The sequence below is a fragment of the Streptomyces sp. NPDC059455 genome, assembly GCF_042750115.1.
Classification (GTDB): domain Bacteria; phylum Actinomycetota; class Actinomycetes; order Streptomycetales; family Streptomycetaceae; genus Streptomyces; species Streptomyces endocoffeicus.
This window is the reverse complement of sequence record NZ_JBHYVB010000033.1, coordinates 17,632-32,737: the sequence shown is the minus strand read 5'-3', so window position 1 is coordinate 32,737 and position 15,106 is coordinate 17,632. Positions and strand designations below refer to the sequence as shown.

Annotated in this window: 14 protein-coding genes and 1 pseudogene; 11 read left to right on the top strand and 4 right to left on the bottom strand. The window is 72.3% G+C overall.

All coding sequences use genetic code 11. The features are described 5' to 3' along the window. Positions 1-109 precede the first annotated feature (109 nt). Both ACFXB5_RS14610 and ACFXB5_RS14605 read left to right on the top strand, forming a co-directional pair. Positions 110-844 carry an SDR family NAD(P)-dependent oxidoreductase gene (locus ACFXB5_RS14610; protein WP_385207023.1) on the top strand — a complete coding sequence of 245 codons (735 nt, stop codon included), beginning with the start codon at positions 110-112 and terminating at the stop codon, positions 842-844. Positions 845-997: 153 nt separating this feature from the next. Continuing rightward, a pseudogene (locus ACFXB5_RS14605) lies at positions 998-1,159 on the top strand (IS5/IS1182 family transposase); the annotation flags it as partial. 24 nt (positions 1,160-1,183) lie between these two features. Here the strand turns inward: ACFXB5_RS14605 and ACFXB5_RS14600 are convergent. Next, positions 1,184-2,134 (bottom strand): anti-sigma factor RsbA family regulatory protein, encoded by a 951-nt coding sequence (locus ACFXB5_RS14600; protein ID WP_385207020.1) that lies wholly within the window; start codon positions 2,132-2,134, stop codon positions 1,184-1,186. A gap of 152 nt (positions 2,135-2,286) precedes the next feature. On the opposite strand from ACFXB5_RS14600, the gene ACFXB5_RS14595 reads away from it, so the two are divergent. The 3 genes from ACFXB5_RS14595 (at position 2,287) to ACFXB5_RS14585 (ending at position 4,598) form a co-directional block, all read left to right on the top strand. Continuing rightward, on the top strand, positions 2,287-3,168 hold the full coding sequence (locus ACFXB5_RS14595; RefSeq protein ID WP_385207017.1) for an alpha/beta fold hydrolase: 882 nt from the start codon (positions 2,287-2,289) through the stop codon (positions 3,166-3,168). Between the two features lie 220 nt (positions 3,169-3,388). Continuing rightward, a complete protein-coding gene (locus ACFXB5_RS14590) occupies positions 3,389-3,712 on the top strand; it encodes a hypothetical protein (RefSeq protein ID WP_385207015.1) in 324 nt (107 codons plus the stop codon). A 52-nt stretch (positions 3,713-3,764) separates the two neighbouring features. After that, on the top strand, positions 3,765-4,598 hold the full coding sequence (locus ACFXB5_RS14585; RefSeq protein ID WP_385207013.1) for an SAM-dependent methyltransferase: 834 nt from the start codon (positions 3,765-3,767) through the stop codon (positions 4,596-4,598). A 42-nt stretch (positions 4,599-4,640) separates the two neighbouring features. On the opposite strand, the gene ACFXB5_RS14580 is transcribed toward ACFXB5_RS14585, so the two are convergent. The 3 genes from ACFXB5_RS14580 to ACFXB5_RS14570 form a co-directional block, all read right to left on the bottom strand. Further along, on the bottom strand, positions 4,641-7,418 hold the full coding sequence (locus tag ACFXB5_RS14580; RefSeq protein WP_385207009.1) for a BTAD domain-containing putative transcriptional regulator: 2,778 nt from the start codon (positions 7,416-7,418) through the stop codon (positions 4,641-4,643). A gap of 182 nt (positions 7,419-7,600) precedes the next feature. Further along, positions 7,601-8,536 (bottom strand): TauD/TfdA dioxygenase family protein, encoded by a 936-nt coding sequence (locus ACFXB5_RS14575; RefSeq protein WP_385207006.1) that lies wholly within the window; start codon positions 8,534-8,536, stop codon positions 7,601-7,603. Positions 8,537-8,887: 351 nt separating this feature from the next. Beyond that, positions 8,888-9,796, bottom strand: a complete 909-nt coding sequence (locus tag ACFXB5_RS14570; protein ID WP_385207004.1) for a LysR family transcriptional regulator — start codon at positions 9,794-9,796, stop codon at positions 8,888-8,890. An 88-nt stretch (positions 9,797-9,884) separates the two neighbouring features. Between ACFXB5_RS14570 and ACFXB5_RS14565 the strand changes: the two genes are divergently transcribed. The 6 genes from ACFXB5_RS14565 to ACFXB5_RS14540 form a co-directional block, all read left to right on the top strand. Further along, positions 9,885-10,298, top strand: a complete 414-nt coding sequence (locus ACFXB5_RS14565) for a YybH family protein (protein WP_385207001.1) — start codon at positions 9,885-9,887, stop codon at positions 10,296-10,298. Beyond that, complete coding sequence (locus ACFXB5_RS14560; RefSeq protein WP_385206997.1) at positions 10,298-11,488, top strand: flavin-dependent oxidoreductase; 1,191 nt, start codon at positions 10,298-10,300, stop codon at positions 11,486-11,488. Before ACFXB5_RS14565 ends, ACFXB5_RS14560 begins: the two co-directional genes overlap by 1 nt. A gap of 202 nt (positions 11,489-11,690) precedes the next feature. Beyond that, positions 11,691-12,833 carry an anion permease gene (locus ACFXB5_RS14555; protein WP_385206995.1) on the top strand — a complete coding sequence of 381 codons (1,143 nt, stop codon included), beginning with the start codon at positions 11,691-11,693 and terminating at the stop codon, positions 12,831-12,833. Positions 12,834-12,867: 34 nt separating this feature from the next. Continuing rightward, on the top strand, positions 12,868-13,107 hold the full coding sequence (locus ACFXB5_RS14550; protein WP_385206992.1) for a hypothetical protein: 240 nt from the start codon (positions 12,868-12,870) through the stop codon (positions 13,105-13,107). A 77-nt stretch (positions 13,108-13,184) separates the two neighbouring features. Continuing rightward, positions 13,185-14,027, top strand: coding sequence for a pentapeptide repeat-containing protein (locus ACFXB5_RS14545; protein ID WP_385206989.1), 843 nt, complete (start codon positions 13,185-13,187; stop codon positions 14,025-14,027). Positions 14,028-14,066: 39 nt separating this feature from the next. After that, on the top strand, positions 14,067-15,106 hold a 1,040-nt coding region (locus tag ACFXB5_RS14540), incomplete at its 3' end, for a damage-control phosphatase ARMT1 family protein (protein WP_385206986.1).

Genomic DNA, 15,106 nt, shown 5'->3' with positions numbered 1-15,106 from the left:
CCACCACCGACGCGGGTGCCCGGGCCACTCGAAACATATATTTGCGTGGTGCACCAATATCGCATAGTGTTCCCCCCCCACCAGTCAAGAATTGAGGAGTGGGCACGTTATGACGGAAGTACTCGCACGCAAGGTGGCGGTGGTCACCGGAGCCAACAGCGGCATTGGGCTTGCCATCGCCAGGCGGTTCGCCGCGGAGGGGGCACGGGTGTTCCTGGCCGGTCGCCGTCAGGAGCCGCTCGACGCGGCCGTCGCTGAGATCGGGCCGGCGGCCACCGGTGTGAGGACCGACGTTTCGGTACAGACGGACCTCGATGACCTTTACTCGGTCGTGCGCGAGGAGGCGGGCCGCATCGACGTGCTTGTCGCCAACGCCGGCAGCGGTGTCCCTCAGCGTCTCGGTGAGATCACAGAGGAAGCCATCGACGCCACCTTCGGTACGAACGTGAAGGGCACGATCTTCACCGTGCAGAAGGCGCTGCCCCTGCTGTCGGACGGCGCCTCGATCGTAGTGACAGGATCGACCACCGTCCTCCGCCCCGGACCGAGCCTGGAGATCTACGGCGCATCGAAGGCAGCGGTGCGCAACCTGGTGCGCAGCTGGGCGCTCAGCGCGCAGGAACGGAAGTTCCGGGTGAACGTGCTGAGCCCCGGCCCGACCGAGACCCCGGGCCTGGTCGGCGCCGTAGGCCCGGACCTCCACCAGTTCGCCTCGGAGGTGCCGCTCGGCAGGATCGGCCGCCCGGATGAGATCGCCGCCGTGGCGACGTTCCTGGCCTCGGACGCTTCCAGCTTCGTCAACGGCGCCGAATGGTTCGTCGACGGAGGCCAGGCGCAGGTCTGACCGCGCCCCTCATACGGTGGGCATACCGGGCACCCTGGCTCACCGGACGGCCTTGCCCATGGGGCCCGACTGCTTGCCTGTGTCCCGCGTTGACCAGGTGGGAGGGTTGGCGGCAGCACCTTGTGCCCGCCAACCCGCCCGTGGGCGGGGTGCCAAGGAGGAGGTCCCTGGGTCACCACCGGCGTCAAGCCCCGGCCGCACCACGGCCTCACTCCCACCCAGCAGACCGTGAACCGCGCCCCGGCCCGGACCCGCGCCCCGGCCGGGCGTGGCGTCGCCCGCCTCAAGTCCTGGCGGATCTTCCACGCGGGTCGAGTGTGTGGGCGGGCCGACGCGGCGTCAGATCCGGGTGCGCAGCCGGATGAGGGTGCCGTCCGCGTCGGCCTGCATCTGCACCACGTCGCAGAGCATGCGGACGCCCCACAGACCAAACCCGGGCTCGGAGTCGGCCGGCGGGGTGAAGCCCCACAGCGCGTCCGGGTACCAGTGGCCGGGCCCGGAGATCTCGCAGACCAGATCGCCGTCGTGGAGCCAGATGCTCAGCCGCGCCGGGGCACCGCCGTGCCGGATCGCGGTGGTGGACACCTCGCTCACGGCCGCGACCATGTTGCGCAGCGCGTCGTGGGCCATGCCGTGCCGGCTCGCCCGCTCGGCCACGAAGGTGCGCGCGGCGTCCAGGTCGGTCGAGACGATCGACACGGACTCGGCCGTGCGCGGGGCGGACGGCAGGGGCCGCCGGTCGCAGGTGGCGCTGAACGGGCCGGGGTCGGTGTAGGCGTCGCTCTTCTCCGGCCCGTGGCCGTCGATGATCTCGGGGTGGGTCTGGCGCGCGTAGGCGAGGATCTCGGGGTGCAGCAGACGCCGGTCGTAGCAGCAGATGGCACGGGCGCCGGAGTGGGCGAAGGCCGCGTTGACGATCGACTCGTAGCGCGCCCACTCCACCACCTCGAGCGGGGTACGGCCCTGCCACACCGGTTCGGCGATCACCCGGACCCGGCGCGGCTTCTCGGCCTTCACGAAGGAGTCATAGGCGGCGATGGTCTTGACCGGGTGCTGGTACCAGCTGAGCGCCTCCTCGAACTGCACCGCCTTGGCGTCCTGCCCGAGCGCGTCCCGCAGCGCGTCGATGTTGGAGGCGGCCGCGACGACGGCCACGGCGTCGTCCGCCGCCAGGCCTTCACGGAGGAACGGGACGCAGATATCGACCACTTCCTCCTCGTCGCGGTAGAGGAATCCGCGGTGCATCATCGCATCGCGGTGGTCCGCGACGGGGCTGCTCGGGCTGGTCATCGGGCCTCCCTGGGGCTCGGCCGGCGAAAACACGCGGTGCGTCATCGAATTTCCGGACGGTATAGCGCAGTCTGCCACTTCCCCGGCCCGGCGCGCAGCCCGTTCCAGCCATACATGGACGGCATCCTGACGGTGCATTAGCATCCTCGGGCGTGACAGAGCTGAAGAACATCAACGCAAATGGACTTGATTTCGGGTATTTCGAAGCGGGCCCGGCCGACGCCCCATTGGCGCTGTGCTTGCACGGCTTCCCTGACTCCGCGCACTCCTGGCGTCATCTGCTTCCCGAGCTCGCGGACGCGGGCTACCACGCCGTGGCGCCCTTCCTGAGGGGCTACGCGCCCAGCGGTATACCCGCCGACGGCGCCTACCAGGCGGGTGCGATCGCCGCGGACGCCAACGCGCTCCACGAGGCGTTCGGCGGCGACGGCGACGCCGTGCTCATCGGCCACGACTGGGGCGCCATCGCCGCGTACGGCGCCACCGGCAGCGCCCCCGAGCGCTGGCGGCGCGCGGTCACGATGTCGGTGCCCCCACTGGGCGGGGTGCTGGCCGACTTCTTCAACTATGACTACGGCCAGTTCAAGCGCTCCTTCTACATCTTCCTGTTCCAGACGCCGCTGGCCGAGGCCGGGGCGGCGGCGCACGACATGGCCCTGATCGACGGTCTGTGGCGCGACTGGTCGCCGGGGTACAAGGACGCCGCGGAGGACATCGCGCACGTCAAGGAGAGCCTGCGGGACCCGGCCCACCTCGCCGCCGCGATCGGCTATTACCGGGCGCTGTTCGACCCCTCGCGCCATGTGGAGGCGTACGCGGCCGAGCAGGAGGCCGTCACCCGGACCGGAGAGGTCCCCATCCTCTATCTGCACGGCACCGACGACGGCTGCATCGGCGCCGATGTCGTCCAGGGGGCCCCGGACCACCTGCCCGCGGGCTCGCGGATGGAACTGGTCGACGGTACCGGGCACTTCCTCCATCTGGAGCGGCCCGAGCGGATCAACCGGGAGGTGCTGGCCTGGCTCGCCGGGTGACCGGGCTGCCCTGGGCTCACTCCTGCCGCCATATGGCGTGTGACCAGGGCTTTTTCCCATGCGGAACGCGATGCGGCCGCGGCGGGACCCCGACCGGGGCGGACCCGGTCGAGCCGCCGCGGCCTTCGCTTTACCGCCGGTATACCGCCGCTGATCCGCCCTCTTCCATGCTGGACGCATCGCTACAGCCGCCCGGTAGGGACGCGTCTGGAGAGGGCCTGTGAACGTCGACCAGCAGCATCAGCCTCATGTCGAGGACGAACCCCTCTACGCCTGGAGCACCTTTCAGCTCTGCGGCGGGGTGGAGGGGTCCGGCCCGAGCGGCACCTGCCGGGCCGAACGCACCGCCCGTGCCTGTCTCGAAGCGGCACTCCAGGCCACCGCGGCCCACTCCAAGGCGTACTCCTGGGGCCAGCTCAGCCGGGTGTCCGCGGATGTCGACCTGCCCTTCCACCTGTGGGCGCGGGATCCGGTCGCCTGGGCCGAACCGGGGCCGAGGAAGACGGTCACGTGGCGTCCGGGCGCGGCTCCGCACCCGCAGTGATCCGGAACCGTCGGTGGTGAGGCGAGGCAGTGCTAGTGGTAAGGGAATCACGATGAAGAGCAGCGGACCCGGCATCGGGCTCAGGACGAGGGAGTGGCGGCCGGCCGACCATGGACGTCTTGCGGTCAGCGAGGCGAACCCGGCCAGGGTCTACAACTATCTCGTCGGCGGCAAGGACAATTACCTCGCCGATTACGAGCAGGCGCAGCGATTTCTCGGTGTCGCACCGGAAGTCCGTGACACCGCGCTCTCCAATCGGAGATTTCTGCACCGGGCCGTCCGCCATCTCGCCGCCAATGGAATCAGCCAATTCCTGGATATCGGCGCGGGATTGCCGGCGACCCCGAATGTGCATGAAATCGCCCAGGCCGTGAATCCCCGGGCCCGGGTGGTCTACGCCGACAACGACCCCATTGTGGCGAGCCACGGCCAGGCCCGGCTCTCCGTCTCCGGCACCACGATGGTCAAGACCGACATCCGCTCGCCCGAGGATCTCCTGGGCCATGAGGAGCTGCGGCGGCTGCTCGACCCCGCACAGCCGGTCGCGATCCTGCTGACGCTCGTCCTCGACTACATCGAGGATCTGGCGAACCCCATCGGCATCGTCCGCCGGCTCATGGACTGGGCCGCGCCGGGCAGCTGTCTGGTCCTCTCCCACGCCACCGGTGACTTCACCCTCGACACTGATCGGGAATGGGAGGTCATCAGCTTCGAGGGCCCGGTGTCGCTGGTCGCCCGAGACCATGCCGGGATCATGGAGTTCTTCGCCGGGCTCGACCTGCTCGCCCCGGGCCTGGTGCAACTGCCCTCGTGGCGTCCGGGCATCGGCGCCGAGTCCGACCCGAGCCGGGTGTGGGCCTACGGCGGGGTGGCCCGCAAGCCGTAGCCCCGGCCGCCCCTTCGCCCGACGTCCGCCCCGGATCCCGCCTCAGCGCGGGCCGGGGCCGATCTGCAGGGTCATACAGGCGGGGAAGAGCCCGCTCCAGGTGTGCCCGCGCCAACTCTCGTACGTACCGGGGCGCTTCCACACGGGCAGGGCCTGGTCCATATGGGCCCGGCCCTCGGGGAACCTGCCCTGCTCCATATAGGTGATCCCGATCTCGTAGAGGGCGAAGCCCTCATGGTGGATGTTGCCCGTGCGGCGGGCGTACTCCAGGCTCTCCTTGAAACAGGTCAGGGCGTCCTCGGGGCGGCCCAGCCCCCGGTGGGCCCGGCCGAGGTTGCCCAGGCCGATCACCTCGGCCGGCAGATCCCCGGCCTCCCGGGCGAGGGCGAGCTGCCGCTCCTGCACCGTGATGGCCTCCTCGTAAAGGCCCAGTTCGCACAGCGCGTCCGCGAGATTGCACGCGGTGCGCAACTCGCCCTCCCGATGGCTCAGTTCGCGCCAGATCTCCAGCGCCGACTCCAGGGTGGTCCGTACCTCGTCATAGCTGTGCTGCAGCCAGTACGCGGCGGAGAGGCCGTCCAGCCCCCACGCCTCGCTCTCCGGGTCGCCCAGACGGCGGGCGGTCTCGACGGCCAGCTCGTTGATCGTCTGGAGGTCCTGGGCGTGGGCCCGGGGGAAGAGGAACCACTGGAGCGCCCGCGCCAGCCGCAGCCCCAGGCGCGCGATCGCCTCTGGCTGGGTGGGCTCGGCCGCGTGGACGACGCCGGCCAGCAGATTGGGCAGCTCGTCCTTCAGCCAGCTCTCCGCCTCGCCCTGGCCGCTCAGCGGCACCGCCGGGCCCTCCACCGGGTGCCGGGGCCAGGGGCGGAGCGGGTCGAGCAGGGTGACCGCCTGCTGGGCGGTGGCCGCGTAGCAGGACAGTGCCCGCTCCAGTGCCGCCGAACGCTCCATTTCGGACTCCTCCTGCTCCGCCTGCTCCGACGCGAACAGCCGCAGCAGATCGTGCATGTGGTAGCGGACGGAGTCCCGGCTCTCCAGGAGCTGGGCGTCGACCAGCCGCTCCAGCGCGTTCTCGGTGCGGTCGGCGGGCAGGTCCAGCAGCGCGGCGGCCACCGGCAGGCTCACATCGAGCCCGTGCACCACGCTGAGCAGCCGGAAGGCGCGGACCGCGTCCAGGTCATCGGAGCGCCGGCCGAGCCGGAAGCCCTCGTAGCTCACCTGGAAGCTGACGCGGACGGCCAGATCGCCGAAGCGCAGCTCGTCCAGCCGGCCCCGGGCGTCGGTCAGCTTGGTCACGAGGGTGCGCAGCGGCCACGCGGGGCGGGCGGCCAGCCGGGCACCGGCGATCCGCAGCGCCAGCGGCAGCCAGCCGCACAGCCGGGTGATCTCCTCCGCCTCGGCCGGCTCGGCCCGCACCCGCTCCGCGCCCACGACCCGCTCCAGCAGCGCCACCGCCTGGTCCTGCGGGAGCACATCCAGATGCAGATGGGTGGCACCCTCCAGGGTGGTCAGCATCTCGCGACTGGTGACCAGCGCGGCGCAGCCCGGCCCGGCGGGGATCAGCGGCCGCACCTGGTCCACACTGGCGGCGTTGTCGAGGATCACCAGCAGTCTCCGGCCCGCCGCCAGCGAACGGAACTGCGCGGACGCCTCGTCGGTGTCGCCGGGCACGTTGGAGCCGTCCACGCCGAGAGCGCGCAGAAACCGGCCGAGCACCTCACCGGGGTCCAGGGCCGACTGCCCGGCGGTCGCCCCGTACAGATCCACATAGAGCTGGCCGTCGGGGAAGCGGTCGGCGAGCTGGTGTGCGGTGTGAATGGCCAGGGTCGACTTGCCGACCCCGCCGGTGCCGTCGATGGCCGCGAGCACCACCGACCGCCCGCCCTCGCCCGCGTCCGGGTCCCCGGCCGCGTCCATCAGCGCCTGGATCACCGCGACCTCGCCATGGCGCCCGGTGAACGCCGGGCTGGCGGGCGGCAGTTGGCGGGGTCCCCGGTGGGCCTTGCGGGCAGCGGCGGCGGAGTCGGGCCGGTCCGCCTCCGGGGCGGGCGCGGCCGCCAGGGAGGCGTCGGCGTTCAGGATCCGCTCGTGGAGGTCGCGCAGCGGCGGGGTCGGCTCGACCCCCAGCTCCTCGCTCAGCAGCCGGTGCAGATCGCGGTAGGCGGCCAGGGCGTCGGCCTGCCGCCCGGACCGGTACCGCGCCAGCATCAGTCGGCCGCGCAGCTCCTCGCGGAACGGATACTCGGCGGTCAGTGCCTCCAGCTCGCCCAGGACGGCCGTATGGCGCCCGCACCGCAGGTCCGCGTCGATCCGGGCGTCCACGGCCTGCAGCCGGCACTCCTCGAGCCGGGTGGCCTCCGCCGTCACCGCCGGGGTCGGGGGCACATCGGCGAACGGGGTGCCGCGCCACATCGTCAGCGCCTCGCGCAGCCGCTCCGCCGCGGTCTCGGGCGCCTCCCGGTCGAGCGCCCGCCGCCCCTCCTCGATCAGCTGCTCGAAGCGGTGGGCGTCGAACTCGGCGGCCTCCACCGCCAGTCGGTAGCCCTGTGCCTTGTAGCCCTGCTTCTCGGTGATCAGGGTCTGCCCGGCCTCGTCGCCCAGGGTCTGGCGGAGCCGGGAGACATAGGTCTGCAGCAGTTTGGTGGCGCTCTGGGGCGCCCCGTCCTCGCCCCAGAGCTCGTCCAGGAGCCGTTCGGTGGAGACGGTCTGGTTGGCGTGGCACAGCAGCACCGCGAGCAGCGTCCGCCACTTGGCCGGCCCCAGGGAGGCCCACCCCTCGCCGGCGCGCAGCTCAAGCGCCCCCAGGACCCGGTATCGCACCCGTCCCCTTCCATCGGCTCGTCAACTGACCACTCCGCAATGGTTATACCTCCGATGTGGCCGCTGCCGTGCATCGTTTCACCCGCCGGGAACAAGCCCGCGCCGGGTACGGGCTCGCGCGGATGGCCGAAAAACGCCGCATCAGGGCCGTGGCGGAGCGGCCGGGGTAAGAACGGCCGGAGTCAGAACGGCCGGTCGCCCTCGATGGCGACGCGTTCGGCGACCCTGCGGTGCGGGGCGTAGTCGTTGACCGCGTAGTGCTGTGTGGCGCGGTTGTCCCAGAACGCGATGTCGCCCGGCTGCCAGTGGAAGCGCACCTGGTACTCCGGGACATGCGCCTGCCGGCACAGGAAGCTCAGCAGCCGATCGCTCTCCGCGCGCTCCATCCCGGTGATCCGGGTGGTGAAGGAGGTGTTGACGAACAGCATCCGCCGGCCGGTCTCCGGATGGGTGCGCACCACCGGGTGCTCCACCGGCGGGAACATCTCCTGGAACGGGGCCAGCCGCTCCGGTCCGTAGAAGCGGATGAAGCCGGGGATGACGTCGTGGACGGCGGTGGCGCCGTCGACGCGCTCCTTCACCTCCGCCGGGAGGTTGTCGTACGCCGCCGCCATGTCGGCCCACATGGTGTCCCCGCCCACCGGCGGCACCTCGCGCAGCTGGAGCACGGCGCCGAGCGCGGGCCGGGTGCGGAAGGTGACGTCGGTGTGCCAGATGTTCTCGAAGGTCGGCGTGGCACCGGACGCCTTGTCGAAGCGGACCACATCCTCGCTGGACCCGGCGGCGAGCAGTGGATTGGTCTCCAACTCGCCCCAGTTGCGGGCGAATCCGCGCTGCTGCTCCGAGGTGAGGTGCTGAGCCCGGAAGAAGAGCACCTTCCACTCCAGCAGGGCGCGGTTCAGCTCCTCGCGCAGCGCGGGCTCCAGCGGCCGGGAGAGGTCCAGGCCGCGGATCTCGGCGCCGATGACGCGTCCGAGGGGCACGATCTCGAACCGCTCGTACGGACGCTCCTCCCACCCCTCGGGCAGCCGCCGCAGAACGCGCGCGCCCTCGTACATGCCGTCCGGCGGGATGGTGGCTTCGCGAAGGGTCGTGGGTGGGGTGTCGACGACGGTCATGGCGTCTCCTCATGCGTGACGGCGGGCAGGGGCAGGCGGGGGTGGGGAGGTGCCCTCGTGCCGCGGGGATGACCACGGGAGTGTCGTCCTGAGCGTCGCGGTGTCCGGATCGTCAGGGGCTGACCGGCGATCGCGAGAGGAGTGACCGGCGTGGCTTCGGGGGCGCGGGGGCGGTGGCCGCGGGATGCGGAGAGTCCCGATTAGAGGCCCGAGCGCTCACACCCGGTCCGGTCCGGGGCGCGTAGATGTCCCGTCGCGTCGAACCGATGCCTGATCATGAGCGCAATTGTGGGATCCGCCCTGGTGAGCTGTCAACGGGGAGTGCGGTGTGTGTGCACGGAGGACGAGTGCTCACCCGGTGGCGCGCTCGGGGTCCGAGGCGGCCGCCAGGGCGGTACGGGCGCGCTCGACCAGGGCCCGGCCGGCCGGGCCGCTCGGGCCGTCCGCCCGGCAGGCGAAGGCCAGCCGCCCCCGCAGGGCCGGCCGGTCGATGTGGACCGACCGCAGCCGGTCCGACCGCGCCTCGGCGAACGCCCCGGGCAGGATCGCCGCGCCCAGCCCCCGCTCGGCGAGCTGTGCCAGCACCTCCGGATCGCTGGCCTCGAAGGCGATGTGCGGGGTGAAACCGGCGGCCGCGCACGCCTCGTCGATCCGGGTGCGCAGCCCCGTGCCGCGCGGCAGGCTGATCAGCGCACGGCCCCGCAAGGTGTCCAGCGAGATGGCCGAGTGCACGGCGAGCTCATGGTCGGGGCTGACCGCGGCCACGATCGGCTGATCCGTGATCACCTCCAGCTCGACCCCGGCCGGGGTCGTGGCGCCCACGCTGACGATCGCCGCGTCGAGCCGTCCCGTGCGCAGACCCTCCAGCAGCTCGTCCGACGTGGCCTCGGTGAGGGTGATCTCCACCGCCGGATGGGCGTCGTGGAACTCCGCCAGCAGCCCCGGCAGATCCACGCTGTGCGAGGTGACCGTCCCGACCGCCACATGCCCGCGCAGCAGCCCGGTCAGCTCGTCCACCGCGAGCCGGGCGCCCTCCACCGCCGCGAGCGCCGCCCGCGCGTACGGCAGCACCGCCGCGCCCGCCTCGGTCAGCCGCACCGAGCGGCCCGAGCGGTCCAGCAGCTGCTCGCCCAGCTCGCGCTCCAGCCGGCGGATCTGCGCGCTGACCCCCGGCTGGGCCACATGCACCTTCTCCGCGGCCCGGGTGAAGTTCCGCTCCTCGGCCACCGCCACGAAGTACTCAAGCTGCCGCAGTTCCATAAGCAATGATTCTAGCAATTAGACCAACTATCTCTTGGACTTCTGATCGTGCTCGCCGGAGGGTGGAGGCGGACGAAAGGAGTCGACCATGACCGAGACCCGTACCCGCGCCACCACCCCCGAGGATCTGGCCCGGCTGTTCGTGGAACGTGCCAACGCCGGAGACGCCGAGGGGCTGGCCGAGCTCTACGAGCCCGACGCGGTGCTCGCCTATCCGCCGGGTGCCACGACCGTCGGCCGCGAGGCGATCCGCGCCGTCTGCGAGCGGATGCTGGCGCACGCCCCGCGCCCCTTCCGGGTGGAGGAGGCGCTGCCGACCGTCCGCTACGGCGATCTGGCCCTCACCTCGACCCGCCCCGCCGACAACACCGGCGGCCGGGTGCAGGTGGCCCGCCGCCAGCCGGACGGCACCTGGCTGCGCATCATCGACCGCCCCGAGACCCGCCCCGAGGCCCGCCCCGAGGTCCCCTCCGAGATCCGCCCCGAGGCCGGAGCCGAGTGATGCGGGTGCTCATCGCCGGGGGCGGGATCGGCGGGCTGGCCACCGCCCTGAGCCTCCACGCGGCCGGGATCGAGACGGCGGTCGTCGAGAGCGCCCGTGAGATCCGGCCGCTCGGCGTCGGCATCAACCTGCTGCCGCACGCCGTGCGCGAGCTCATCGAACTCGGCCTCGGCGACGAGCTCGCCGCCATCGGCGTGGCCACCGCCGAGAACGTGTACTGCGACCGGTTCGGCACCCGGATCTTCACCGAGCCGCGAGGCCTGGCCCAGGGCTACCGCTGGCCGCAGTACTCGGTCCACCGCGGGGAGCTCCAGCGGCTGCTCCTCGCGGCGGTCCGCGAGCGCCTGGGCGCGGATGCGGTCCGCACCGGGGCGCGGGTGGTGGGATTCGACGACTCGGGGCGGCGGGACAGTGTGCGCGTACACATCCTCGACCGGGCGACGGGGACGGTCGAGGAGACGGCCGCGCGGGCACTCATCGGCGCCGACGGGCTGCACTCCGCGGTCCGCGCCGCGCTGCACCCGCAGGACGGTCCGCTGCTGTGGTCGGGCATCCGGATGTGGCGGGGCACCACACGGGCCGAGCCGTTTCTGACCGGGCGTTCGATGGTGATCGTGCACGAGGGGGACGCCGAGGTGGTCGCGTATCCGATCGGCGGCGGCCGGGTCAATTGGGTCTGCCTGGTGCGGATGTCCGAGCCCGGGCCGCTCACCGGCGCCGCGGCCTGGAACCGGGCGGGGCGGCTCGCCGATGTGCTGCCGTACTTCGCGGACTGGCGGCTCGGCCGGCTCGATGTGCCCGGTCTGCTGACCGACGGCGACGAGATCCTCGAATACCCGATGGTCGACCGGGAGCCGCTGCCGTGGTGGGGGAGCGGCCGGGTGACCGTGCTCGGCGACGCCGCGCATCCGATGTATCCGGTGGGGGCCAATGGCGCGTCCCAGGCCGTCGTGGACGCCCGCGTCCTGGCCCGCGAACTCGTGCGGGCGGACGATGTGCCCACCGCGCTGGCCCGCTACGAGACCGAGCGCCGCGAGGTGACGGCGGCCGTCGTACGGGCGAACCGGGCCATGAACCGGGCCGGTGCCCGCACCCCCGAGGAACTCGCCCGCGTCACCGACACCTACCGGGACACCACGGGAGGCGATGTGCGCACGCTCAACGCCCGCCCCTCCCTGAGCTGCCGGTGAGCACTCCGACCGGCGGGGCGGTACGGCACCGGAGCCGGGCCGGGCCGCATTCCACGGCGCCGACCCGGCCCGGCCGTTGGGCCGGGCGCCAGCGTTGGCGCCCGTCCGGCACCGCGCTTAGCGTGGACATCAGACAGCGGTCTTCACGAGACGGTCCGACGCGATCGATGTGCCGGACCACTCCTGGTGCGGGAGGTCGGGAATGGACTCCGTCTCCTTCCTTCTGGCGGCCGTCATCCTCACGGCACTGGCCTTCGACTTCACCAACGGCTTCCACGACACGGCCAATTCGATGGCCACGTCCATCGCCACGGGGGCGCTGTCGCCCCGGCTCGCCGTCCTCGTCGCCGCGGTGCTCAATCTGGCCGGGGCGTTCCTCTCCACGGAAGTGGCCAAGACGATCTCCAACGGCATCGTCGACGACGCCAAGGTCTCCCCGGTCATGATTTTCGCGGGGCTGATCGGGGCGATCCTGTGGAATATGATCACCTGGCTCGCCGGGCTGCCGTCGAGCTCCTCGCACGCCCTGTTCGGCGGGCTGATCGGCGCGGTGTGGGTGGGCGCCGGGGAGTCCGCGGTGCGCTTCACCGCGATCGTCGAGAAGATCGTGATTCCGGCGGTCGCCTCACCGGTGGTGGCCTGTGTGGTGGCCATGCTGGCGACCTATCTCGCGTATGTGATCACCCACCGGGCGGGCGCCCCCGTGGCGCGGAAGGGCTTCCGCGCGGGCCAGGTGGGATCCGCGTCCCTGGTGGCCCTCGCCCACGGCACCAACGACGCGCAGAAGACGATGGGGGTCATCACCCTCACCCTCATCGCCGGTGGTGTGCTCGGCCATGGCTCCGGGCCACCGTGGTGGGTGGTGCTCAGCGCCGGTCTGGCGATCTCACTCGGCACCTATGTCGGCGGGTGGCGGATCATCCGGACCATGGGCAAGGGGCTGACCGACATCCAGCCCCCTCAGGGCTTCGCCGCCGAGACCAGCGCCACCGCGGTGATCCTGGCCTCCTCGCACCTGGGCTTCCCGCTGTCCACCACCCAGGTGTGCACGGGCAGCATCCTGGGCGCCGGGCTCGGCCGCAGGTTGGCCCATGTGCGCTGGGGGATCGCCGGACGGATCGCGGTGTCCTGGCTGCTGACCCTGCCCGCCGCGGCGGCCGTGGGAGGCGTCGCGGCCTGGGTGGCGGGCCAGGGCAACGCGGGGGTGGCCCTGGTGGCGTGCGTCGCCGTCGCGGCGGCGGTGGGCTTCTACGTGCTCTCGCGCCGTCGCCCGGTGAACCCGGACAACGTCAACGCGCCGCGCGTCCCCGAGCACGCCGGGCGCACCCTGGACACGACCGTCTGACCCGGTCACGACCCCCGCCGAGGAGCTGATCCGTATGGGCACCACCTGGGGCACGATCGTCGGGGTCTTCGGGGTCAGCCTCGGGGTCACCGTCCTGGTGGTCGTGATGTTCTCCCTCGGCGTCGCCGCCTGGGCCCGCGCCGGTGGCGGCACACCGCGCCACGGGGCGCGCCGCGGCCGTCTCGACACGGTGGCGGCGGCCGCGGCGGTGGGGTGTTTCGCCGCGTGCCTGGCGATCGCCGCCTATGGAATCGAGCTGATCATTCCCGGCTGAGCCCGCTTGCGACAATGGAACGCCACCGAGCACCGCCCGCACCGCGGTGCTCCTGTCGACGCGGGAGACCACGCACGGTGTCAGATACGACCGAAACCTCGTCCGCCGGCCCGGCCGCCGCGGACCGTCCCGCGCTGCGGGCCGACTGCGCCGGCTGCTTCGGGCTGTGCTGTGCCGCCCTGCCCTTCGCGGCCTCCTCGGACTTCGCGATCAGCAAGGACGCGGGGGAGCCCTGCCGCAACCTCCGGGCCGACTTCCGCTGCGGTATCCACTCCCGGCTGCGCGAGGAGGGCTTCCAGGGCTGCACGGTCTACGACTGTTTCGGCGCCGGGCAGAAGGTGTCCCAGCTCACCTTCGAGGGCCGCGACTGGCGGCGGCACCCCGGGACGGCCGCCGAGATGTTCGCCGTCTTCCCCGTCATGCGCCACCTGCACGAGCTGCTCTGGTACCTCACCGAGGCGCTGGCCCTGCCGGCCGCCGGGCCCGTCCACGGCGCCCTGCGCGAGGCGCTGCGGGAGACCGAGCGCCTCACCCTCGGCGGCGCCTCCGAGCTGAGGGAGCTCGATGTGGCGGCCCACCGCGACCGGGTCAATCAGCTGCTGCTGCGCACGAGCGAGCTGGTACGGGCCCGGATCCCGGGCAAGGAGAAGAACCGGAGAGGCGCCGATCTCATCGGCGCCGACCTGAGGGGAGCCGATCTGCGGGGCGCCAACCTCCGCGGCGCCTGTCTCATCGCGGCGAACCTCACCGGGGCCGATCTGACGGCGGCCGATCTGATCGGAGCCGACTTCCGGGATGCCGAGCTGAGCGCGGCCGATCTGCGGGGAGCCGTCTTCCTCACCCAGGCCCAGCTGAACGCGGCCAAGGGCGACTCCGCCACCCGGCTGCCCCCGTCCCTCACCCGCCCCGCGCACTGGTGACCCCGCCGCGCCACCGCGCGGTGTGCGACCCTGGCTGCCATGTCCGACACCGTCGACGCGCCCGTGATCCGCAGCGATGAGCCCGGATCGTTCGCCCGGAGTGTGCTGGCCGAGCGCCATCCCGCACTGATCGAGAAGGTGCGCGACGCCTTCCCGTACGGCCCCGGTCAGCACCGCGCCCTCGACGCGCTGCGCGACAACGCCGCCGAGGGCACCATCGCCCCGCTCCCGCCCACCGCGTACGACCACGACCGGTGGGCGGTGTGGGGCCGGGAGCACTTCGGCCGGTCCTGGTTCGACGTCCCGTTCCTGTGGGCGGAGAGCTACTTCTACCGCCGGCTCCTGGAGGCCGTGGGCTACTTCGCGGACGGCCCCTGGCGGGGCGTCGACCCGTTCCGCCCCTTCAAACAGGCCGAGCTGGACACCCCCGGGGCCGAGGCCGAACTCGCCACGCTCGACGACATCCTGCGCAAGCCCGCCGGGGAGCAGGCGGCCGCGCTGGTGCACGGCTCACTCTGGGGCAACCGCGCGGACCTGGGTTTCCGCATCTCCTCATCGGCCGCGGACGCGCCCGGCGCCGACACCCCGCCGCTGGTCGCGGACGACTCGGAGGCGCTGTGGTCGCTGCTGCCCGCCGGCTCCCCGGCCACGCTGTGCGTGGTGGCGGACAACGCCGGGCGGGAACTGCTCCCCGACCTCGTCCTCATCGACCATGTGCTCCACCACGGGCGCGCCGAGCGGGTGGTGCTCCAGGTCAAGCCGTATCCGTACTACGTCTCCGACGCCACCACCGAGGATGTCGTCGACTGTCTGCGCCGTCTGGTGCGGGCGGAGGGCGCCGCGTCCGCCACCGGCGGACGGCTGTGGGCCGCCATGGGCGACGGGCGGCTCACGGTGCGGGCGCATGACTTCTTCCGCGCCCCGCTGCCGTACGAGGAGATGCCCGGCGATCTGCGGAGCGAGTTCGCCGCGGCCACGGTCACCGTCATGAAGGGCGATCTGAACTACCGCCGTCTCGTCGGCGACCCGCGGTGGCCCCCCACCACCCCCGACGCCCACCGCCCCGGGTTCTTCCCCGG

What these genes read in the sequence shown, in the direction of transcription:
- ACFXB5_RS14610 (WP_385207023.1), top strand. Translation starts at nt 110, where the DNA reads ATGACGGAAGTACTCGCACGCAAGGTGGCGGTGGTCACCGGAGCCAAC.
- ACFXB5_RS14600 (WP_385207020.1), bottom strand. Translation starts at nt 2,134, where the DNA reads ATGACCAGCCCGAGCAGCCCCGTCGCGGACCACCGCGATGCGATGATG.
- ACFXB5_RS14585 (WP_385207013.1), top strand. Translation starts at nt 3,765, where the DNA reads ATGAAGAGCAGCGGACCCGGCATCGGGCTCAGGACGAGGGAGTGGCGG.
- ACFXB5_RS14575 (WP_385207006.1), bottom strand. Translation starts at nt 8,536, where the DNA reads ATGACCGTCGTCGACACCCCACCCACGACCCTTCGCGAAGCCACCATC.
- ACFXB5_RS14570 (WP_385207004.1), bottom strand. Translation starts at nt 9,796, where the DNA reads ATGGAACTGCGGCAGCTTGAGTACTTCGTGGCGGTGGCCGAGGAGCGG.
- ACFXB5_RS14565 (WP_385207001.1), top strand. Translation starts at nt 9,885, where the DNA reads ATGACCGAGACCCGTACCCGCGCCACCACCCCCGAGGATCTGGCCCGG.
- ACFXB5_RS14560 (WP_385206997.1), top strand. Translation starts at nt 10,298, where the DNA reads ATGCGGGTGCTCATCGCCGGGGGCGGGATCGGCGGGCTGGCCACCGCC.
- ACFXB5_RS14555 (WP_385206995.1), top strand. Translation starts at nt 11,691, where the DNA reads ATGGACTCCGTCTCCTTCCTTCTGGCGGCCGTCATCCTCACGGCACTG.
- ACFXB5_RS14550 (WP_385206992.1), top strand. Translation starts at nt 12,868, where the DNA reads ATGGGCACCACCTGGGGCACGATCGTCGGGGTCTTCGGGGTCAGCCTC.